Annotated in this window: 17 protein-coding genes; 9 read left to right on the top strand and 8 right to left on the bottom strand. The window is 72.8% G+C overall.

Features of this window, described 5'->3' with window-relative positions:
- Window positions 1-29: 29 nt before the first annotated feature.
- The 6 genes from FHU36_RS40120 to FHU36_RS40095 form a co-directional block, all read right to left on the bottom strand.
- Window positions 30-635: a response regulator transcription factor gene (locus tag FHU36_RS40120; protein WP_185089724.1), complete on the bottom strand. Its 606-nt coding sequence runs from the start codon at window positions 633-635 to the stop codon at window positions 30-32.
- 29 nt (window positions 636-664) lie between these two features.
- Entirely contained in the window at window positions 665-1,792 is a 1,128-nt protein-coding gene (locus FHU36_RS40115) for a sensor histidine kinase (protein WP_185089327.1), read from the bottom strand.
- A gap of 17 nt (window positions 1,793-1,809) precedes the next feature.
- Complete coding sequence (locus tag FHU36_RS40110) at window positions 1,810-2,622, bottom strand: ABC transporter permease (protein ID WP_185089326.1); 813 nt, start codon at window positions 2,620-2,622, stop codon at window positions 1,810-1,812.
- Complete coding sequence (locus FHU36_RS40105; protein ID WP_312892169.1) at window positions 2,619-3,539, bottom strand: ABC transporter ATP-binding protein; 921 nt, start codon at window positions 3,537-3,539, stop codon at window positions 2,619-2,621. Before FHU36_RS40105 ends, FHU36_RS40110 begins: the two co-directional genes overlap by 4 nt.
- A 175-nt stretch (window positions 3,540-3,714) precedes the next feature.
- Window positions 3,715-4,911, bottom strand: a complete 1,197-nt coding sequence (locus FHU36_RS40100; RefSeq protein WP_185089324.1) for an MFS transporter — start codon at window positions 4,909-4,911, stop codon at window positions 3,715-3,717.
- A 300-nt stretch (window positions 4,912-5,211) separates the two neighbouring features.
- Window positions 5,212-5,730 (bottom strand): TetR/AcrR family transcriptional regulator, encoded by a 519-nt coding sequence (locus tag FHU36_RS40095; protein WP_185089323.1) that lies wholly within the window; start codon window positions 5,728-5,730, stop codon window positions 5,212-5,214.
- Between the two features lie 54 nt (window positions 5,731-5,784).
- On the opposite strand from FHU36_RS40095, the gene FHU36_RS40090 reads away from it, so the two are divergent.
- Window positions 5,785-6,948 carry a cysteine desulfurase family protein gene (locus FHU36_RS40090; protein WP_312892167.1) on the top strand — a complete coding sequence of 388 codons (1,164 nt, stop codon included), beginning with the start codon at window positions 5,785-5,787 and terminating at the stop codon, window positions 6,946-6,948.
- A 47-nt stretch (window positions 6,949-6,995) separates the two neighbouring features.
- Here FHU36_RS40090 and FHU36_RS40085 read toward each other — a convergent pair whose 3' ends face one another.
- A complete protein-coding gene (locus tag FHU36_RS40085) occupies window positions 6,996-8,033 on the bottom strand; it encodes a DUF695 domain-containing protein (RefSeq protein WP_185089322.1) in 1,038 nt (345 codons plus the stop codon).
- Between the two features lie 101 nt (window positions 8,034-8,134).
- Between FHU36_RS40085 and mnmA the strand changes: the two genes are divergently transcribed.
- Window positions 8,135-9,193 (top strand): tRNA 2-thiouridine(34) synthase MnmA, encoded by a 1,059-nt coding sequence (gene mnmA / locus FHU36_RS40080; protein WP_185089321.1) that lies wholly within the window; start codon window positions 8,135-8,137, stop codon window positions 9,191-9,193.
- Window positions 9,194-9,203: 10 nt separating this feature from the next.
- Here the strand turns inward: mnmA and FHU36_RS40075 are convergent, their stop codons facing one another.
- A complete protein-coding gene (locus tag FHU36_RS40075) occupies window positions 9,204-9,836 on the bottom strand; it encodes an MBL fold metallo-hydrolase (RefSeq protein WP_185089320.1) in 633 nt (210 codons plus the stop codon).
- Window positions 9,837-9,859: 23 nt separating this feature from the next.
- On the opposite strand from FHU36_RS40075, the gene FHU36_RS40070 reads away from it, so the two are divergent.
- The 7 genes from FHU36_RS40070 (at window position 9,860) to gatA (ending at window position 19,930) form a co-directional block, all read left to right on the top strand.
- Window positions 9,860-10,852, top strand: a complete 993-nt coding sequence (locus FHU36_RS40070) for a methionine synthase (RefSeq protein WP_185089319.1) — start codon at window positions 9,860-9,862, stop codon at window positions 10,850-10,852.
- Between the two features lie 112 nt (window positions 10,853-10,964).
- Window positions 10,965-13,151 carry an NAD-dependent DNA ligase LigA gene (ligA, locus tag FHU36_RS40065; RefSeq protein ID WP_185089318.1) on the top strand — a complete coding sequence of 729 codons (2,187 nt, stop codon included), beginning with the start codon at window positions 10,965-10,967 and terminating at the stop codon, window positions 13,149-13,151.
- Window positions 13,152-13,294: 143 nt separating this feature from the next.
- A complete protein-coding gene (locus FHU36_RS40060) occupies window positions 13,295-13,561 on the top strand; it encodes a hypothetical protein (RefSeq protein WP_185089317.1) in 267 nt (88 codons plus the stop codon).
- A 918-nt stretch (window positions 13,562-14,479) separates the two neighbouring features.
- The gene (locus FHU36_RS40055; RefSeq protein ID WP_185089316.1) at window positions 14,480-16,549 is read left to right on the top strand and encodes a putative bifunctional diguanylate cyclase/phosphodiesterase; all 2,070 of its coding nucleotides are present in this window, start codon (window positions 14,480-14,482) and stop codon (window positions 16,547-16,549) included.
- 49 nt (window positions 16,550-16,598) lie between these two features.
- Complete coding sequence (locus FHU36_RS40050) at window positions 16,599-18,035, top strand: ATP-binding protein (protein WP_185089315.1); 1,437 nt, start codon at window positions 16,599-16,601, stop codon at window positions 18,033-18,035.
- A gap of 108 nt (window positions 18,036-18,143) precedes the next feature.
- Window positions 18,144-18,443, top strand: coding sequence for an Asp-tRNA(Asn)/Glu-tRNA(Gln) amidotransferase subunit GatC (gene gatC / locus FHU36_RS40045; RefSeq protein ID WP_113699768.1), 300 nt, complete (start codon window positions 18,144-18,146; stop codon window positions 18,441-18,443).
- Entirely contained in the window at window positions 18,440-19,930 is a 1,491-nt protein-coding gene (gene gatA, locus FHU36_RS40040) for an Asp-tRNA(Asn)/Glu-tRNA(Gln) amidotransferase subunit GatA (protein ID WP_185089314.1), read from the top strand. Before gatC ends, gatA begins: the two co-directional genes overlap by 4 nt.
- The last annotated feature ends 16 nt before the right edge of the window (window positions 19,931-19,946 follow it).

Below are 19,946 nucleotides of genomic sequence, written 5' to 3'. Positions count from 1 at the left end.
GCCCGGTCAGATGAAGGGGCGCCGTCGTCTCAGAGCCAGCCCATGTCGCGGGCGCGGCGGACGGCGGTGTGGCGGTTCTCGACCGCGAGCTTCGTCACCGCCGACGACAGGTAGTTGCGCACCGTGCCCTCCGACAGGTGCAGCTCGCGGGCGATGCGCGACACCGGCGCGCCGGAGGCGGCCGCCCGGAGGGTGTCGAGCTCGCGCGGCGTCAACGGGCACTCCCGCATGGTCAGGGCGTCGGCCGCCAGCTCCGGGTCGATGTAGCGGCCGCCCTCGTGGACCTGCCTGATCACCTGGGCCAGAGTGGCCGCCGGGTTGTCCTTGCCGACGAAGCCGCGCACGCCCGCCGCCATCGCCCGGCGCAGGTAGCCGGGGCGGCCGTAACCGGTCACGATCACCACCCTGCAGGCCGGCGCCACCTCGGCGATCCGCTCGGCCGCGGCCAGCCCGTCGAGGCCGGGCATGTCGATGTCGAGCATGGCCACGTCCGGTCGCAGCTCGCCGGCGAGCCGTACGGCCTCGTCGCCGCGGCCCGTCTCGGCCACGACCTCGATGCCCGGCTCCGCGCCGAGCAGCGCCACGAACGCGCCGCGCACCAGGTGGTGGTCCTCCGCGAGCAGCAACGTGATCACGCGGCCGGCCCCGCGGGCAGCGGGCTCGATCACGCGGCCACCCCCGCCAGCGGCACGGCCGCGCTGACGCGGAACGTGCCGCCGCCCGCCTCGGTGGTCAGCGATCCGCCCGCCGCCGTCACCCGTTCGGCCAGCCCGGTCAGCCCGTTGCCGCGCACCACCAGGGCGCCGCCGGGCCCGCCGTCGTTGACGATCTCCAGGATCACCTGGTCCCCCTCGATGTGCACCGAGACCTCGCACCAGCTCGCGGTGCTGTGGCGCAGGACGTTCGTGACGGCCTCGCGGGCGACCCAGCCGAGCGGCACGTGCACGTGGCCGGGCAGGTCGGCGGGCAGCTCGGGCCGGTCGCAGCGGACGCCGGCCGCGCCGAGCACGGCCGCGACGCCGTCCAGTTCGGTGTCGAGCGACATCGCCCGGTAGCCGCGGACGATCTCGCGCACGTCGTGCACGGCCGTGCGGGCGATCCGCTGGATCTCGGCCAGCTCGGCGTCCGCTCCGTCCGGGTTCGTACGCACCAGCCGCTCGCCCAGCTCGGCCCGCAGCGCGATCGCGTTCAGGGTGTGGCCGAGCGTGTCGTGCAGGTCGCGGGAGAAGCGCAGCCGCTCCTCGTCCACGGCCCGCCGCGCCAGCTCCGCCCGGGCCTCGCGCAGGTCGTCGACCACGTGGCACAGCCAGGCCACGCCGTACGTCATCGGCGCCACGAACGGCAGGGCGACGGCTCCGTACAACAGCGCGAGCGGCAGCGGCAGCCCGACGAAGACCATCATCAGCGTCCCGGCGGCGATCGCCGCGAGCGTGACCGCCCAGGCGACGGCGGCGCGGGCGAAGACGACCGTCGCCACCGAGATGAACGCCATCGGCAGCGCGACCCACTGGGCCCCGGCGAACAGCGGCACCCCGTAGGAGACCACCGCCACCACGGCCACGTCGAGATGGTGCAGCAGGGTCAGCCGGCGCAGGAAGGCCGCCCACAGGACCCGCGAGTAGCACACCGTGAGCAGCGTGCCGAACACGCCCACGACCAGGAGGACCCGTCCGGACCGGGTCTCCAGCGCGACGCCGGCGGCGGGCAGGGCGAGCGCCGCCACCATCGACCCGGACAGCACGGCCACCGCCGCCCCGGCGATGACCCTGGTGCTGACCACGCGCGCCTTCATCGGCCCCAAGGTTACGGTCATACCCGGCGCGGGTCCCACCGGAAGTAGCGCCGGGTGCTCCACAGGCCCACGCCGATCCACAGCAGGGCGACGCCGAGTCCCACGGCGGACACCTGGAACGCCTCCAGGAACCCGACCTCGGGGGCGCCGTCCCGGCTGAAGTCGCGGCCGAGGAAGGCGGTGCGCATCATGGTCACGATGGGCGTCAGCGGCAGCCGCTCGGCCACGCGCTGCCCCCAGTCGGGCAGCTCCGAGAGGGGCAGCATCATGCCCGAGCCGAACATGCAGACCAGCAGCACCGGCAGCGCCACGAGCTGGGCCACCTCGTAGTTGGGGATGAGACCGGCGGTCCCGATCGCGAGCGCGGCGAACACGGCCGCCCCCAGCAGGAAGGCCAGCACCATGAGCGGGATGTTGCGCGGCACGGGAGCGCCCACCATGGTGATCACGTACACCAGGATGACCGCGCCCTGCACGGCGCCGACCAGCGTCGCGTGCAGGATGTCGCCGGCGAAGATCGCGCTCGTGGGCAGCGCGCTGCCGCGCAGCCGCTTGTAGACGCGCTCCTCCCGCCGCACCACGATGCCCGTGGAGATCGTCATGTACGAGAACGGGAAGACCATCGCGACGGCCCCCACGGCGGCGAACACCGCCACCGGCACCCCGTTCACCGTGGCGCCCGGCCCCCCGTCGGCGCTCGTGTAGGCGAACGCCATGAACAGCGGCAGCAGCAGCACGCTGAAGGCCAGCCCGCGCTGGCGCAGCAGCACCGTCTGGTTGAGGCGTGCCTGCGCCCACACCATCGACGTCCAGCCCGCGAACCCGCTCATGCCGCCACCCTCTCCGTCTCCGCGACCTCCAGGAAGATCTCCTCCAGCGACGGCCTGCGCACCTCCAGGCCGGTGAGCTCCAGCCCGCGCTCGTGCGCCCAGGTCAGCAGGACCCGCAGGTCCTCCTGCGGCTCGTCCGTCTCGACCGCGTACGCGTCGCCGTCCGCTCGGACCGAGCGCCGCGTCAGCCCGGGGACGTAGGGCAGCTCGCTGGGCCGCACGCCGGGCAGCCGGAACGCGATGCGGGTGCCTCGGCCGGCGACGACGTCGCCGAGGGTGCCCTCGGTGACGATCCGCCCGGCGTGCATGATGGCCAGGCGCTGCGCGAGGTGCTCGGCCTCGTCGAGGTAGTGGGTGGTGAGCAGCACGGTGACGCCCTCGGCGACCATCTCGCGCACCAGCGCCCACACGTTGCGGCGCGCCTCGGGGTCCAGACCGGTGGTCGGCTCGTCGAGGAAGAGCACCTCGGGACGGCCGAGGATGGCCAGGGCCAGGTCCAGGCGCCGCTTCTCGCCGCCGGAGAGCTGGGCGACCCGGACGGCCTCGCGGTGCGCCAGCCCGACCCGTTCGAGGACGTGGCGGCGCTCCAGGGCCCGCGGGGTCCAGCGGCGCCAGGCGTCCACGGTCTCGGCGACGGTCAGGTCCTTGTAGAAGCCCGCCTCCTGCAGGACCAGGCCCACGCGCTGCCGCACCGCGGCCCGCTCGGTCAGCGGGTCGTGGCCGAGCACGCGCGCCTGTCCCTTCGTCGGCGGGTGGAAGCCCTCCAGCACGTCGAGCGTGGTGGTCTTGCCCGCGCCGTTCGTGCCGAGCAGGGCGTACAACTCGCCGCGGGCGACCTCGAAGCTGATCCCGCGGACCGCCTCGAAGTCGTCGTAGCGCTGGTGCAGGTCGCGCACCTCGATCACTGTCGTGTTCACGGACCTCACTGTGCCGGTCCGCGCACCGGGTCCGGCAGTCGCCGATCTCAGCAGGTGGCCGGGAGGTTCGCTGGGCCGGGCCGTGACATTTGTCAGGGCCCGTCAGCCCGCCACCCCGCCACCCGTCCGCACGCCGAGCGCCGCACGCCACAGTTCGCCCGTCACGGGCCGCCGGTCAGGCGGCCGCGTGGGCGGGCTCGCGCTCGGCGGGCGGCAGGACGGTGATCTGGGCGGGCTCCTCGCGCGGCAGGAAGCGGGCCGCCAGGGCGATCAGCAGCCCCAGGACGACGGCGATGCCGAGCGCGGCGCGCAGAGACGTGGCGTCGGACAGGAAGCCGATCACCACGGGCCCCAGCAGCAGCCCGGCGTAGCCCATGGCGCCGGCCTGGGCGATCGCCGGGCCGGGGTTGTCGGTGGCGGTGCCCGCGAGCGACAGCGTCATCGGCGAGATCGTCGCCACGCCGAGCCCGACGAAGAACATCGCGAACAGCGCCACCAGCGGCGCGGGCGCCGCCAGCACGACACCGAAGAACCCGGCCGTGGCCAGCCCGGACACCGTCAGCATGCCGCGCACGCCGAACCGGGAGCGCAGCCGGTCACCGGTGAGCCTGGCGACCAGCATGCCCGCCTCGAACACGGGGTAGCCCAGCGCCGCCAGCGCCTCGGGCGCGCCCAGCGAGTCGCGCATGAACAGCCCGTTCCAGTCGGCGACCGTGCCCTCGACCATGAACGCGAAGAACATCAGCGCGCCCAGCAGGTAGACGATGGGCGGCATGCGCCGGCGGGCCGCCGTCCCCGCCCGCCCCGTGGACGGAGGCTCGGGCAGGTACGCGCGGCCGATCACGACCATGAGCGGCAGCGAGACGAGGCCGACGAGGGCGACGTTCGCGGTGAACGACAGGCCGAAGGCGATGGACAGGCTGCCCAGCGCGCCGGCGGAGATGGCGCCGACGCACCAGCCCGCGTGCATGCCGTTCAGCAACGGCCGGCCGTAGGCCCGCTCCACCGTGGAGCCCTGGGCGTTCATCGCGATGTCCACCACGCCGAAGGCCATGCCGAAGAACGTGGCGGCCACCAGCAGCAGCGGCAGGTTGGGGGCGAAGGCCACGCCGACCAGGCCGAGCGCCGTCGCCGGGCCGCCGACGCGCAGCAGGGTCTTGCTGCCCGTACGGGCCATGACGCGGCGCATGGACTGCATGGTGACCAGCGCGCCGAGGCCCCAGACCAGCAGGACGGTGCCCACGGTGGAGGGCGACAGGCCGAGCTTGTCGGTCAGGGCCGGGATGCGCACGGTCATCGTGCCCACCATCAGGCCGGCCACGACGAAGGTGAGGACCGCGCCGTAGCGGGCGGTCCGCAGCTCCTGCGTCATCGTTCGTACCTCTCAAAATCTCGAAACAGGGATGTGTGACGCGCGCGCCCGCCGGGCGGGCCCCTGGACGGCCGTTGGAGGGCGGGGCAGGGGGCGGCGGCCCGCGCGGGGGCGCGGGCTCGGCGGTGGGCGGGGTAGGGCGCGCGGGGACGGACGTCCCGATGGTGGAAGGCCCCTCGCGGGGGCCTGGGCACAGGCCGGTGGCGGCGCTCTCCTGGGAGAGCACCGCGGCCGGTCGCGGGAGGCGGGCCTGCGGGCAGGCCGCGCGGACGCGGGCGGGACGTCGTCCCGCCCCGAGCGTTACGGCATGGCCTCCGGTTTCAGCAGCGCCATCAGCCGGGCCTCCAGGGCCACCAGGTCGTCCTCGGTGTTGAGACCGGGGTCGTGGCTCGCCACGTCCCACAGGCCCTCACACGCGAGCCGGACGACCTGGGACGCCGTCGGGTCGGGCTCGTCGTCCAGCCCCTCACGGTGCCAGCGCGTCATGGCCTCACGAAGCGGGGCCAGCAGGTAGAGGTTGCCCGAGGCGCCGGTGACCACGGCCCATCGTCGCAGCCGGCCCGAACGGACCGCGGCGAGCGTGGCCTTGAGGTAGCGCTCGGTGTAGGTCTGGCCCGGCTGGCCGACCAGGAGCTGGTCGAAGTCGTCGATGAGCCGCTCGACCATGCCCTTGATCAAGGCTTCTTTGCTGTTGAAATGGTAGAGAAGGCCGCCCTTGCTCACGCCGGCCCGGTCGGCGACGGCGGAGAGGGTGAGCGCGGTGGAGCCCTGGTCGCAGAGCAGCTCCTCCGCGGCGTCCAGCAACTCGTCCCTTCTCATGCCGCCTACTATACCGTCCGGACGGTATAGCGGCAAACGAGATACCCTAGCCGGGTGAGCAGACCGCCCGCCTATCTCGACCACGCGGCGACCACGCCCATGCTGCCCGAGGCGATCGAGGCCGTGACGGAGCAGCTGGGCCGGGTCGGCAACGCCTCATCGCTGCACGCGGCGGGCCGGCGGGTGCGCAGGGTGGTGGAAGAGGCGCGCGAGACGATCGCCGACGCGCTCGGCGCGCGGCCCAGCGAGGTGGTCTTCACATCCGGCGGCACCGAGGCCGACAATCTCGCCGTCAAAGGACTCTACTGGGCGCGCGCCCCGCGCAGGCGCATCCTCATGAGCGCCGTCGAGCACCACGCCGCCCTCGACCCGGCCCACTGGCTGGCCGACGACCAGGGCGCGCAGGTGGAGCTGCTGGAGGTCGACGCGGCCGGCCGGGTCCACCCCGACACGCTGCGCGCCGCCATCGCCGCCGACCCCGACAGCGTCGCCCTGGTCAGCGTCATGTGGGCCAACAACGAGGTCGGCACCATCCAGCCCGTCCACGTCCTCGCGGCGATCGCCCACGACCACGGCATCCCGTTCCACACCGACGCGGTGCAGGCGGTCGGGCAGCTCCCGGTGTCGTTCGCCGACTCCGGCGCCGACGCGCTCACCATCAGCGGCCACAAGATCGGCGGCCCGATGGGCGTCGGAGCCCTGCTGCTGGCCAGGGGAGTGACCCCCGTCTCGGTGCTCCACGGCGGCGGCCAGGAGCGCGACGTCCGCTCCGGCACGCTCGACGCGCCCGCCATCGCGGGGTTCGCCGCCGCGGTCCGCATCGCGGTCAAGGAGCAGCACGAGCAGCGGCGCCGGCTGACCGAGCTGCGCGACGAGCTGATCGAGCGCGTCCGGCAGGCGGTGCCCGACGTGGTGCTCAACGGCGACCCCGACCACCGGCTGCCCGGCAACGCCCACTTCTCCTTCCCCGGCTGCGAGGGCGACGCGCTGCTCATGCTGCTCGACGCCAAGGGCGTGGAGTGCTCGACCGGGTCGGCCTGCTCGGCGGGCGTGGCGCAACCGTCCCACGTGCTGCTGGCCATGGGCGCCGAGCCGGCGGCGGCCCGGGGGTCGCTGCGGTTCACGCTCGGCCACACCTCGACCCGTGACGACGTCGACCGCCTCGTCGAGGTGCTGCCCGCCGCGGTCGAGCGGGCCCGCCGGGCCGGCCTGAGCTGACCGCCGGGCCCGTCCGCCGGGCCCGCGCGGGGTCAGGTGACGCCGGGTCAGGTCACGAAGGGGACGACCGCGCTCCACGCCGGGTCGCCCGTGACGTCGACGCGCGCCCTGCCCTCCGGCCAGCCCGCCGCGAGCTCACGCAGCCGGTCGGCCGCGTCACCGTCCGGGTCGGCGTACACGTGGACGATCCGATGCCCCTCCGCGCTCAGGTGCACGGCCAGCACGGCCGCGGCGGCCGGCTCGGCCAGCAGCCCGGCCAGCCGCTCGTCGAACGCGCTCAGCGCCTCCACCGACTCCCCGGCGGGCAGCCCGGTGTCGTCGCGGTGCGCGTACGGCAAGGTGACCATGACGTGCTGGTCGAACAGCGGGAAGTCGACCGGCCGCAGCGGATGGCGGGCGGTGGCCACCAGCGGCGCGCCCGAGGCGGTCTGCCCCTCCAGCAGCGCCCACTGCTCCTCCTCGTAGCCGGAGGCCAGGTCGGCGACCACGGCCGGCAGGTGCACGGCCGCCACGGCGTCGATCGGCTGGTGCGTGACCGCCGTGATCTCGCCCACCCAGCGGGCCACCTCGTCCTCGCCCAGCACCCGGTCGAGGGCGAGCAGCGCCGCCTCCATCCGGTCGTCCTCGTCCAGCTCGCCGAAGATCGGGTGGTGGGCGGCCACGTCCACCCGCGCGGCGCCCAGCGGGGCACGCAGCCCGAGCACCAGCTTGCCCACCGACACCTCGACGCCGCCCACCTCGAACGTCAGCTCCTGCGCCCGGGAACTGGCCTGGCGGGACGGATGGAACTCCCACAGCAGGTCGCCCGTGGGCGCCGCCCTGGCCCAGCGGTGGGCCAGCGGGCGCAGCTCGGCGTCGCCCGCGGCCGTCACGACCAGCGCGTGCGCCGCCTCCTTGCCCGGCGCGAGCTCCCAGACCAGGTCCGGATGGACGGCGCGCACCATCGGGCCCAGCTCGGCGGCCAGCCCGCCGGCGTCGCCCGCCGCCACCAGGGCGTCGATCCGGGGCCTCGCGCCCTCCCACCACGCCCAGAACGCGGCGATGCCGTCGTCTTCCACGTCGCCCTTGCGGCCGAACAGTCGCATAGCCGTGCATCCTTCCAGAAGAGCGCGCCAGAAGAGCGCGGGGAGCGCACCGGGGCACCGCGCGAAGCGCACCCTCCATCGGACAGTACTCTGGAACGGTCATGGGACTGCGTGTGCTTGCCGCCATGTCGGGCGGCGTCGACTCAGCCGTGGCCGCCGCTCGGATCGCCGAGGCCGGTCACGACGTCACCGGTGTGCACCTCGCCCTGTCGGCCAACCCCCAATCCCACCGCACGGGCGCCCGGGGCTGCTGCACGGTCGAGGACTCGCGCGACGCCCGCCGCGCCGCCGACGTGATCGGCATCCCGTTCTACATCTGGGACATGGCCGAGCGTTTCCAGCGCGACGTGGTCGAGGACTTCGTGGCCGAGTACGCCGCCGGCCGCACGCCCAACCCGTGCCTGCGGTGCAACGAGAAGATCAAGTTCGCGGCGGTGCTCGACCGGGCGCTGGCGCTCGGGTTCGACGCGGTGGCGACCGGCCACCACGCCAGGCTCGTCGACGGCGTGCTGTCCCGCAGCGTCGACATGGGCAAGGACCAGTCCTACGTGCTGGGCGTGCTCACCCGCGAGCAGCTCGGTCACGCCCTGTTCCCGCTGGGCGACTCCACCAAGGCGCAGGTGCGGGAGGAGGCGGCCCGGCGCGGCCTGACCGTGGCCGACAAGCCCGACAGCCACGACATCTGCTTCATCGCCGACGGCGACACGCGGGGCTTCCTGGCCAAGCGGCTCGGCTCGGCCGAGGGCCCCATCGTCGACCAGGCCGGCGAGGTCGTCGGCAGCCACCAGGGAGCCCACGGGTTCACGGTGGGGCAGCGCAAGGGCCTGCACATCGACCGGCCCGCCGCCGACGGCAGGCCGCGCTACGTGCTGTCGATCGAGCCGGTGTCCAACACGGTGACCGTCGGGCCGCGCGCCGCGCTGGAGGTCACGTCCATCGTCTGCGGGCCGCCCGTCTGGAACGGCCCGTCCGTCTTCGACGACCTCACCGTCCAGCTCCGCGCGCACGGCGAGGTCTACGGGTGTCGCGTCGAGGAGTCGGACGGCGGGCTGCGCATCGAGCTCGACCGGCCCGCGACCGGGGTGGCCCCCGGGCAGGCGGCGGTGCTCTACACGGGCTCGACCGTGATCGGCTCCGCCACGATCACGCACGCCGCCTGAAGGCCCGGTCTCAGCCCAGGGTGACCGACTCGCCGACGGCGAGCCTGCGCATGTCGGCGCCCTGCTTGTCGGCCTCCAGCTTCAGCCAGCCGTCCACCAGCGACAGCCCGGCGTCGTTGAGCAGGCCGTCGTGCGTCGAGTAGGCGCGTGCCGGGCGCACCGTGCGCAGATACTCGACCATCTCCAGGCCCTTCAGCCACGGCGCGTTGGTCGGCACCAGCAGCGTCGGCACCTCCACGTCGGGCACCGTCAGCGCGTCACCCGGGTAGAACACCTCGTCGTCGAGCAGGAACCCGACGTTCTGCACGATCGGCATGTCGGGGTGGTTCCTCGCGTGCCACTCGCCGTACACCCGGACCGCGAACCCCGCAGCCGTGAAGTCGTCGCCGTGCCGCACCACCCGCACCTTGGGCGGAACATCGGTCAACTCCCCGGCGACGCCCTCGCAGGTCCACACCTCCAGCTCGGAGGAGGCGGACCTCAGGCGTTCGACGTCGACGTGGTCGAAGTGCTGGTGCGTGATGAGCACCGCGTCGGCGCCGTCCAACGCCGCCGCCTCGCTGAGCGTGCCCGGGTCGATGACGACGACCTTGCCGTCCTTCTCCAGCCGTACGCACGCGTGGCCGTACTTGGTGAGCCTCATCCACGAGAGCCTACGCTTGTCCCATGTTGACGTGGGAAGCCACCGGGGTCGGGTCACATCCCGGACAGGATCATCTGGAGGCGGCACGGGTCGTCTTCGGCGAGGTGCCCGGCCTGCCGTACCTGCCGGAGCTGCCCGCGCGTGGCGTGGGCGCCGACATGGCCGGCCGGACGGCGGCGCTGCTGGTGGACCTGCCGGTGGAGGTGCAGCCGTCGGGATGGCGGCTCACCGACCGGCCCGGTCGTGACCACCGCAGGGCCGTCGACCACCTCAGACGCGACCTCGACGGGCTGGAGGAGGTCGGGCACGCCTACGAGGGGCCGATCAAGGTGCAGGTGTGCGGGCCGTGGACGCTGGCGGGCGCGGTGGAGCTGCGCCACGGCGACAAGATGCTGTCCGACCACGGCGCGGTGCGCGACCTGACCGCCTCGCTCGCGCAGGGGGTCGCCGACCACGTGGCGGAGGTGCGGCGGCGGCTGCCCGGCGTCACCGAGGTGGTGCTCCAGCTCGACGAGCCGGGGCTGCCCGGCGCGCTGGCCGGCACGGTGCCGACCGCGTCGGGGTTCGGGCGGCTGGCGGCCGTCGAGGAGTGGCGGGCGGAGGAGTCGCTGCGCGCCTTCCCCGACCCCGTCGTCCACTGCTGCGCGCCGGCCGTCCCGTACGACCTGCTGCGCAGGGCCGGCGTGCGGGGCGTGTCGGTGGACGCCTCGCTGGTCAGGCGGCGTGAGGAGGAGGCCGTGGGTTCGGCGGTCGAGGCGGGCATGGTGCTGCTGCTCGGCGTGGTGCCGGGCACCGACACCCGGCTGCCCGGCGCGGACGTGGTCGCCAAACCGGCGCTGGAGCTGTGGCGGCGGCTCGGCTTCGCGCCCGACCGGCTGTCCGGGCAGGTCGTGCTGACCCCGGCCTGCGGACTGGCAGGAGCCTCACCGGCCTACGCCAGGGCGGCGCTGGCCGCCTGCCGCAAGGCGGCCCAGGTGCTCAGGGACGACCCGGAGGGCGAGTCTCGCGGGCGGTGACCCGTGGCGGTCTCGTGGGGGTCTCATGGTGGCTTCACGGGCCGTTGTTGTCAGTGCCGGGCGATAGCGTTTCCTCAGGTCGGGAACGCGGCGAGAGCGAAGGAGGACTCGCGTGGGCGAGCCAAGCGCCGGGGGCGTGCCGGTGGCCGCGCTGAAGCGGCACGCGGAGCTGGCGGAGCTGGTCGAGGAGGCGCGCTGGCGCTACTACGTGCTCGACCAGCCGACGGTCAGCGACGCCGAGTTCGACGGCTGGTTCAACGAGTTGCTCGCCCTGGAGAAGGCGCACCCGTCGCTCCAGACCCCCGACTCGCCGACGCAGAAGGTGGGCGCGCCGGTCTCGGGCGACTTCGCCAAGGTCCAGCACCTCGCCCGCATGGAGAGCCTCGACAACGCCTTCGACGCCGACGACATGGCCGCCTGGCAGGCCAGGGCCGCGCGGCTGGCCGAGGGCGACCCCGGCCCCTACCTCGTCGAGCTCAAGATCGACGGGCTGGCGGTGGCGCTCGTCTACCGTGACGGCAAGCTGGAGCGCGGCGCCACCCGGGGCGACGGCCGCACGGGCGACGACGTCACCCCCAACGTCCGCACCATCAAGGGCGTCCCCCACCGGCTGCGCGGCGACGACGTGCCCAGCCTGGTCGAGGTGCGCGGCGAGGTCTACATCCCGGTCGACGACTTCACCAAGCTCAACGAGCAGCTCGTCGAGCAGGGCAAGGCCCCCTTCGCCAACCCGCGCAACTCCGCCGCGGGCACCCTGCGCCAGAAGGACCCGCGCATCACCGCCCAGCGCCCGCTCCGCATGATCGTCCACGGGGTCGGCGTATGGGAGGGCGCGACGGCGCCGCGCGCCCAGTCGGAGGTCTACGACCGGCTGGGCGAGTTCGGGCTGCCGGTCAGCGACCTCTACAAGGTGGTGGGGAGCCTCGACGAGATCAACGAGTTCATCGAGCACTACCGCGTCCACCGGCACGACCCGCCCTACGAGATCGACGGCGTGGTCGTCAAGGTCGACGACTTCCGCACCCAGCGCGAGCTGGGCTCCACCTCACGGGCGCCGCGCTGGGCGATCGCCTACAAATACCCGCCCGAAGAGGTCAACACCAAGCTGCTCGACATCCAGGTCGGGGTCGGCCGCACCGGCCGGGTCACGCCGTTCGCGGTGATGGAGCCCGTCGTCGTCGCCGGCTCCACGGTCGAGCGGGCCACGCTGCACAACGCCGCGATCGTGGTCAAGAAGGGCGTGCTCATCGGCGACATGGTCGTGCTGCGCAAGGCCGGCGACGTCATCCCCGAGATCGTCGGTCCGGTCGTGGCGATGCGTGACGGCTCCGAGCGGGAGTTCGTCATGCCGACCCACTGCCCCGAGTGCGGCACCGAGCTGGCCTACGAGAAGGAGGGCGACGCCGACCTGCGCTGCCCCAACGCCCGCGGCTGCCCGGCGCAGATCCGCGAGCGCATCTACTTCGCCGCCCGGCGCACGGCGCTCGACATCACCGGCCTCGGCTACGTCGCGGCCACCGCCCTCACCCAGCCACTCCCGCCGCAGCAGCCGGCCGTGCGCACCGAGGCCGACCTGTTCGACCTCACGCTGGAACAGCTCATCCCCATCAAGTCGGTGGTGCGCGACAAGGACACCGGCCTGCCCAAGATCGACCCCAGGACGGGCGAGGAGAAGGTCGTCTCGTTCTTCTCCAACGTCAACGGTCAGGCCAGCCAGAACGCGCTGACGCTCCTGCAGGAGCTGGAGGAGGCCAAGCAGCGGCCCCTGTGGCAGGTCCTCGTCGCCCTGTCGATCCGCCACATCGGGCCGCCCACCGCCCGAGTCCTCGCCGGCCAGATGCGCTCGATGGACGCCATCATGAACGCCTCGGAGGAGGAACTGGCCGCCGTCGAGGGCATCGGCCCCCGGGTCGCCGCCACCATCCGCGAGTGGTTCGCGGTCGACTGGCACCGCGAGATCATCGAACGCTGGCGGGCGGCCGGGGTGCGCATGGCGGACGAGCCGGCTCCGGAGAAGGGGCCGCAGACTCTCCAGGGCCTCACCTTCGTCGTGACCGGCACCCTCGACGGCTTCACCCGCGACAGCGCCGCCGAGGTCCTCACCAGCCGGGGCGGCAAGGTCGCGGGGTCGGTGTCGAAGAAGACGTCCTTCGTGGTGGTGGGGGAGAACGCGGGCTCCAAGTACGACAAGGCGGTCAGCCTGGGCGTGCCGATCCTCGACGAGCAGGGCTTCCGGGTCCTGCTCGAGGACGGCCCGGAGGCCGCCTCCGCGGTCGCCGTCACCCCGGACAAGGAATAGGCGCCCGCCCGCGGTCAGGGCGCCGTGGGCGCCACCGGACGGTCACCGGCGGGACGACAAGGGCGCACGGTGGGGTGTGTGATCGCGTTTCCCGGGCAGGCCCATCCAGTCAGCGCCCGCGTGTCTCCCCCGGAAGGGCTTCCATGACAGTCGAACAGCCGGCCATCTGCCCGAGGTGCCAGGGCGTGACCGTCGCCCTGCACGCCAGTGCCTACACGCCCGCTCGCGCGCGGCTGATCGTCGCCAACGGCTTCTGCCGCGGACACGGCTTCGACGCCGAGCGCCGCACGCTGCACGAGGGGCCCGCCGAGACCGCGACCTCCCCTCGCCACGGCCAGGGTCACCGCGCCGAACACACCGGCCCGGAGCGGCGCCGCGACGTCGCTCCGGTCGAACACGTCGAAGTGTGACGAGGCCGCCGCCCGGCTCGCGGATCACGCCCGCGAGACGTCCTCGCCGGCGTGGACACGCACCCGACCCTGCCGGGGCCGCACGGTCCTCTCACTCGGCGTCCCACGTCGGCATCGCTCGTCCGGCGTCTGCGTGGTCGCGTCCGGGATGTCGTCCCGCGTCGGCATCGAGTTCGCCTGGCGCCCGCGTCGTCGCACCCCGGATGACCTACCTGCCGACGTCCCGGGACCGCCTCGTCGCCGACGACGCCGTCCGCTCGGCCCGGCTGCTCGGCGTCCGGGTGATCGAGACCGACGGGACCCGCGATGCCGGGGACGTCGCCGCGATCGTCGCCGGCCACGTCCGGCCCTACCTCCCGCCACCGGACGACCATGCGGTGGGCCGGAGCGGACCCGGGCATCCTGAGCAGGAGGACCGTCCGCCGGATCTTCCCCGGCGGCCCGCGAGATCTCCACAGCCGCCGGCTGAGAGGAGACGGCCGCCGTCGCGGTCAGTGAAACTCTCGGGAGACGTCCCGACGGTCTGATGGTCCTGACGGCCCTGGTGGTCCCGAGGTCCCAACGGTCTAACGGTCCTGACGGTCTGATGGTCCTGACGGTCAGGTGGTCCCGAGGTCCTGATGGTCCTGACGGGACGACGTGGCGCGGAGAGCCGGGCGCCGCCTCGTCCGGTACGCCCTGGCGGCCCGTATCCCTTGACGCGACCGCTGACAGGTCTTCCCGCGGAGATTTCCCGCGACGGCGGCAAAAGGCCGGAAACCCGCTCCACAGGTACAGAGCGTCGATATGCTGTCTACAGAGTGTTGTTTCTGGGCATATGTCCGAAAGGAGAAGTGACAGAACGTACGCGCTTGGTTTCGCGAAGTGGGGTAAAGGTCGTACCCTCCCATAGTGACCTGATGGGGGTTCTGTTTACCGATGACTGACCCAACCGACACCCGCGACACAGGACCACGCGTCGGCACGCCCCTGTGGGCGTACCTCGCGGGCGTCTCCGTGATCGGCTTCACCGCGCTGGTGGCCGCCATTCTCGGGCTCGATCCGGCCCCGCTGGCCGAGCTCGCGCGCTCGCCGCTGTTCTGGGTGCTGGCGGTGCTGGTCATCCTGGGAGAGCTGCGCCCCGTCATGGTGTCGTCCGCGACCCAGGTGGGCGGCACCTACCCCTCGACGATGTTCACCTTCGCCGTCCTGCTGCACCTCGGGCTGCCCGTCGCCGTGCTGATGCAGGCGGTGGCCGTCGCTCTCAACGGGGTGGTGACGCGCAAGGCGTGGCACCGGGTGCTGTTCAACACCGCCCAGTCGACGCTCGCGCTGACCTCGGCGGCCGCCGTGCTCGGCGCGTTCGGGATCGTGCCCGCTCCCGAACGGCCGTGGGTGCCGTCCGGGAGCGACCTGCCGGCCATGGTGCTGGCGGGCGTCGCCTACTTCGCCGTACGGGCCGCGCTGGTGAGCGGGGCGGTGGCGTTGCACGAGCGGCGTTCGATCACCCGGGTGCTGAGGGCGTCGCTCGGCCCGCAGAGCCTCGTCTACGCCGGGCTGCTCGGCCTCGCGCCGCTGGTCGTGGTGGTGATGAGCCGCGCGCCCGAACTCGTGCCGCTGTTCGTGGCGCCGCTGGCGGCCGTCTACTTCACGGCCACGCTGTCCATGCGTCGCGACCACCAGGCGATGCACGACGAGCTGACCGGACTGCCCAACCGCAAGATGCTGATCGTCAGCACCGAGGAGGCGCTGGCCGAGGCCCGGCAGGAGGATCGGGTCGGCCTGTTCCTGCTCGACCTCGACCGGTTCAAGGAGGTCAACGACACGCTCGGCCACCCGGTGGGCGACCGGCTGCTGCAGATGGTGGCGCACCGGCTCACCCACTCCGTACGGCCCGGCGACGTCGTGGCGCGGCTCGGCGGTGACGAGTTCGCCGTCCTGCTGCCGTCCATCAGGGACGCCCACGCGGCCCGCGAAGTGGCGGCCCGGCTGCGGGCCGCCCTCACCGAGCCGGTCCGGCTGGAGGGCATGACGTTCGACCTCGACGGCTCGGTCGGCATCGCGCTCTACCCCGACCACGCTCCCGACTTCGAACTGCTGCTCCAGCGCGCCGACGTGGCCATGTACCTCGCCAAGGAGGGGCGCACCGGCGTCGAGCTCTACCAGCCCGACAAGGACCGCAACTCTCCCGAACGCCTCAACCTACTGGGCGACCTGCGCCGTGCCGTCGACAACGGCGAACTGGCGCTGCACTACCAGCCCAAGGTCTGCCTCACGAGCGGCACGGTGCACGGGGTGGAGGCCCTGCTGCGCTGGCGCCACCCGGTGCACGGGCCGATCGCCCCGGCGGAGTTCATCCCGTTGGCCGAGCAGTCCTACCTGATGCGCCAGCTCACCGCCTACGTCATCGACGCCGCGCTGCAGCAGGCCGCCCGCTGGTGGCACACGGGCCTGCGGGTGCGGGTGTCGGTCAACGTCTCGGCCCGCGACCTGCTCGGCTCCGCCCTGCCCGAGCAACTGGAGCTGGGTCTGGCCAAGTACGACCTGCCGCCGGCGGCGATTCAGCTCGAGGTCACCGAGCGCATCCTCATGGGCGACCAGGCCTACCTGCACGAGACGATCAAGGCGCTGGCGGCGCTCGGGGTGCCGCTCGCCCTGGACGACTTCGGCACCGGCTACTCCTCGCTGATCCGGCTGCAGCGCCTGGCCGTCTCCGAGGTGAAGATCGATGCGTCGTTCGTCAGGCGGATGGCCGAGTCGGAGGACGACGCCAGGATCGTCCGCTCCATCGTCGACCTGGTCCGCTCCCTCGGCCTGCGCTCGGTCGCGGAGGGCGTCGAGTCCGACGAGATCGCCCTGCGACTCGCCGAGATGGGCTGCGACCTGGGCCAGGGCTGGCTCTTCGGCCGCCCCATGCCTCCCGCCGACGCCACGGCCTGGCTCCAGGAGCGCCACGCCGGCTCCGACATCGAGTACGCCTACCACCCCGAGGTCACCCACACGGCCTGAGCATCGAAGTACACTTCGTCGAAGTACACTTCGATATCTTGGACGGCCTGTGATCCTCAAGCCTGAGCGCGTCTTCGCCCGTGACTTCGAGTGGCGGCACCTGGCCCGGTTCGCAGCGGGGGCAGGGCGCCGCCCACAGCTCGGGGTGGTCAGCGGCCGGCGCCGCCAGGGCAAGACGTTCCTCGTGGAGGCGCTCGTCAGGGAGGCCGGCGGGTTCTACTTCGGGGCCACCGAGGCCACCGAGACCGAGTCGCTGAGCCTCTACGCCGAGGCCCTCACCGAGCACGTGGGCGCCCCCGCGCCGTTCCGGTTCGGCAACTGGGACGAGGCGATCCGGCAGACGTTCGCCATCGGCGCCGAACGCCGGGACATCATGGTGATCGACGAGTTCCCCTACCTGAGCAAGGTGTCGCCCGCGCTGCCGTCGATCATCCAGCGGGAGATCGACCGGGCGATCGCCGTGGATGCCCCGGTGTCCCTGCTGCTGTGCGGATCGGCGATGTCGGTGATGGGCCGCCTACTGGCGGGGGGCGCGCCGCTGCGTGGCCGGGCGTCGATGGAACTGGTGGTGCGCCCGTTCGACTATCGCCTGGCAGCGGACTACTGGCGGATCACGGACCCCCGGCTGGCGGTGCGCACCCACGCTGTGGTCGGTGGCACGCCTGCGTACCTGCGGTTCGTCGGTGACGACACGCCGCAGGGTCTCGACGACTTCGACGCATGGGTTCAGCGGACCGTCCTCGACCCGGGGACGCCGCTGTTCCGCGAGGCCCGCTACCTCCTGGAGGAGGAGACGGACGTACGAGACTCGGCTCTCTACCACTCCGTGCTGGCCGCCGTCGCGACCGGCAACGGCACCCGGGGCGGGATAGCCGGATACATCGGACGCAAGGCCGCCGACATCGGCCATCACCTCAACGTGCTGGAGGACAGCTGCCTGCTGCGGCGGGATCCCGACGTCTTCCGCCCGTCTCGCTCGGTCTATCACGTGTGCGAACCACTGGTGACGTTCTACCAGGTCGTGATGCGCCCTCGTTGGGGGCTGCTGGAGAGCGGGCGGGCGGCGGCCGTCTGGGCGGACTCGCAGGGACGTTTCCACGACCGGGTGGTGGGGCCGCATTTCGAGGAGTTGTGCCGCCAGTTCGCCCGGATCGAGGACGTCTTCGGCGAACTGCCGGGAGAGGTCGGGGCCGGCGTCGTCGCCGATGCCGAGCGTCGCGAGCAGATCGAGGTGGACGTCGTGGTCTTCGCGCCCGCGATGCCCGGCGAGCCCCGGCGGGTGCTCTCGCTGGGCGAGGTGAAGTGGGGCAAGAGGATGGGGCCGAGGCACAGCGCGCGGCTCAGGCGGGCCAGGGAGGTGCTCGGCGCGAAGGGCTACGACGTGCGTGACACCGTGCTGGCGTGTTACAGCGCGACGGGATTCGACGGTGCTCTGGCCTCGGAGGCGGACGTGCGGGCGGTGGGGGTGGACGAGCTGTACGGGTGACGGCGGCTCGGGGCGTGTTTCCAGGTGGTTAATGGTTCGGAGGCGTTCCGTCAAGGCCCCTAGGATGTGAGTGTCCAAACTCCATCCACGAAACGGGTTCAACGACTCATGTCCGCCATAACCCGCGACGAGGTCGCACACCTGGCCCGGTTGTCCAGGCTGGCGCTCACGGACGACGAGCTCGACCACTACGCCACGCAGCTCGATGCCATCATCGAGTCGGTCGCGAAAGTAGCCGAGGTCGCCGCCGAGGACGTGCCGCCGTCGTCGCACGCGCTCCCGCTGACCAATGTCTTCCGTGCCGACGAGGTGCGACCGTCTCTCACCCCCGAGCAGGCCCTCTCCGGCGCTCCCGCCGTCGAGGACGACCGCTTCCGGGTGCCGCGCATCCTGGGGGAGGAGGCATGAGTCTGATCCACAAGACGGCCGCGGAGCTGGGCGCGCTGATCGCCGGCGGCGAGACGTCGGCCGTGGAGGTGGCCGAGGCGCACCTCGACCGCATGGCCGAGGTCGAGCCGAAGGTCAACGCGTTCCTGCACGTCGACCGCGAGGTCACGCTCGCGCAGGCCAGGTCCGTCGACGAGCGGCTGAAGGCCGGTGAGCGGCTCGGCCCGCTGGCCGGCGTGCCGATCGCGCACAAGGACATCTTCACCACCCGCGACATGCCGACCACGGCCGCGTCCAAGATCCTCGAAGGCTGGCACCCGCCGTACGACGCGACGGTCACGCGCAGGCTGCGCGAGGCCGGGCTGGTGATCCTCGGCAAGACCAACCTCGACGAGTTCGCCATGGGCTCCTCGACCGAGAACTCCGCCTACGGCCCGACCCGCAACCCGTGGGACCTCGACCGGGTGCCGGGCGGCTCGTCCGGCGGGTCGAGCGCCGCCGTGGCCGCCTACGAGGCGCCGCTGTCCACCGGCACCGACACGGGCGGCTCCATTCGCCAGCCGGCCGCCGTCACCGGCATCGTCGGGATGAAGCCCACCTACGGCGGCTCGTCCCGCTACGGGCTGATCGCGTTCGCCAGCTCGCTCGACACGCCGGGCCCGTTCGCCCGCAACGTGCTCGACGCGGCGCTGCTGCACGAGGCGTTCTCCGGGCACGACCCGCTCGACTCGACCTCGATCGACGCCCCGGTGCCCTCTGTGGTGGAGGCCGCGCGGCAGGCCGACGTGGCCGGCATGCGGATCGGCGTGGTCAAGGAGTTCGGCGGCGACGGCTACCAGCCGGGTGTCCTGGCCCGCTTCAACGAGGCCGTGGCGCTGCTGGAGTCGCTCGGCGCCAAGGTCGTCGAGGTGTCGTGCCCGTCGTTCGCGACGGCGCTGCCCGCCTACTACCTGATCGCGCCGTCGGAGTGCTCGTCCAACCTGGCGCGCTTCGACGCCATGCGCTACGGCCTGCGCGTCGGCGACGACGGCACCCGCAGCGCCGAGGAGGTCATGGCGCTGACCCGGGCCGCCGGGTTCGGGCCCGAGGTCAAGCGGCGCATCATGCTCGGCACGTACGCGCTGTCCAGCGGCTACTACGACGCCTACTACGGCCAGGCCCAGAAGGTGCGCACGGTCATCTCGCGCGAGTTCGAGGCCGCCTACCACCAGGTCGACGTGCTGGTCTCGCCGACGACGCCGACCACGGCGTTCCCGATCGGCGAGCGGGCCGACGACCCGATGGCGATGTACCTCGCCGACCTGTGCACGATCCCGACCAACCTGGCGGGCAACGCGGCCATCTCGGTGCCGTGCGGCCTGGCCGACGAGGACGGGCTCCCCGTCGGTCTGCAGATCATGGCGCCGGTGCTGGGCGACGACCGCTGTTACCGGGTGGGCGCCGCAGTCGAGAAGGCCCTGGAGAGCCGCTGGGGCGGCCCGCTGCTGAAGGAGGCTCCGGCACTGTGACGGACACCGGGACGAC

Source organism: Nonomuraea muscovyensis, assembly GCF_014207745.1.
GTDB lineage: Bacteria > Actinomycetota > Actinomycetes > Streptosporangiales > Streptosporangiaceae > Nonomuraea > Nonomuraea muscovyensis.
This window is presented reverse-complemented; position numbering and strand designations above follow the sequence as displayed.

Excerpts from the sequence above, each read along its gene's own strand:
- FHU36_RS40115 (WP_185089327.1), bottom strand. The coding sequence starts at position 1,792 with ATGAAGGCGCGCGTGGTCAGCACCAGGGTCATCGCCGGGGCGGCGGTG.
- FHU36_RS40110 (WP_185089326.1), bottom strand. The coding sequence starts at position 2,622 with ATGAGCGGGTTCGCGGGCTGGACGTCGATGGTGTGGGCGCAGGCACGC.
- FHU36_RS40100 (WP_185089324.1), bottom strand. The coding sequence starts at position 4,911 with ATGACGCAGGAGCTGCGGACCGCCCGCTACGGCGCGGTCCTCACCTTC.
- FHU36_RS40095 (WP_185089323.1), bottom strand. The coding sequence starts at position 5,730 with ATGAGAAGGGACGAGTTGCTGGACGCCGCGGAGGAGCTGCTCTGCGAC.
- FHU36_RS40085 (WP_185089322.1), bottom strand. The coding sequence starts at position 8,033 with ATGCGACTGTTCGGCCGCAAGGGCGACGTGGAAGACGACGGCATCGCC.
- mnmA (WP_185089321.1), top strand. The coding sequence starts at position 8,135 with ATGGGACTGCGTGTGCTTGCCGCCATGTCGGGCGGCGTCGACTCAGCC.
- FHU36_RS40075 (WP_185089320.1), bottom strand. The coding sequence starts at position 9,836 with ATGAGGCTCACCAAGTACGGCCACGCGTGCGTACGGCTGGAGAAGGAC.
- FHU36_RS40070 (WP_185089319.1), top strand. The coding sequence starts at position 9,860 with ATGTTGACGTGGGAAGCCACCGGGGTCGGGTCACATCCCGGACAGGAT.
- FHU36_RS40060 (WP_185089317.1), top strand. The coding sequence starts at position 13,295 with ATGACAGTCGAACAGCCGGCCATCTGCCCGAGGTGCCAGGGCGTGACC.
- FHU36_RS40055 (WP_185089316.1), top strand. The coding sequence starts at position 14,480 with ATGACTGACCCAACCGACACCCGCGACACAGGACCACGCGTCGGCACG.
- gatC (WP_113699768.1), top strand. The coding sequence starts at position 18,144 with ATGTCCGCCATAACCCGCGACGAGGTCGCACACCTGGCCCGGTTGTCC.
- gatA (WP_185089314.1), top strand. The coding sequence starts at position 18,440 with ATGAGTCTGATCCACAAGACGGCCGCGGAGCTGGGCGCGCTGATCGCC.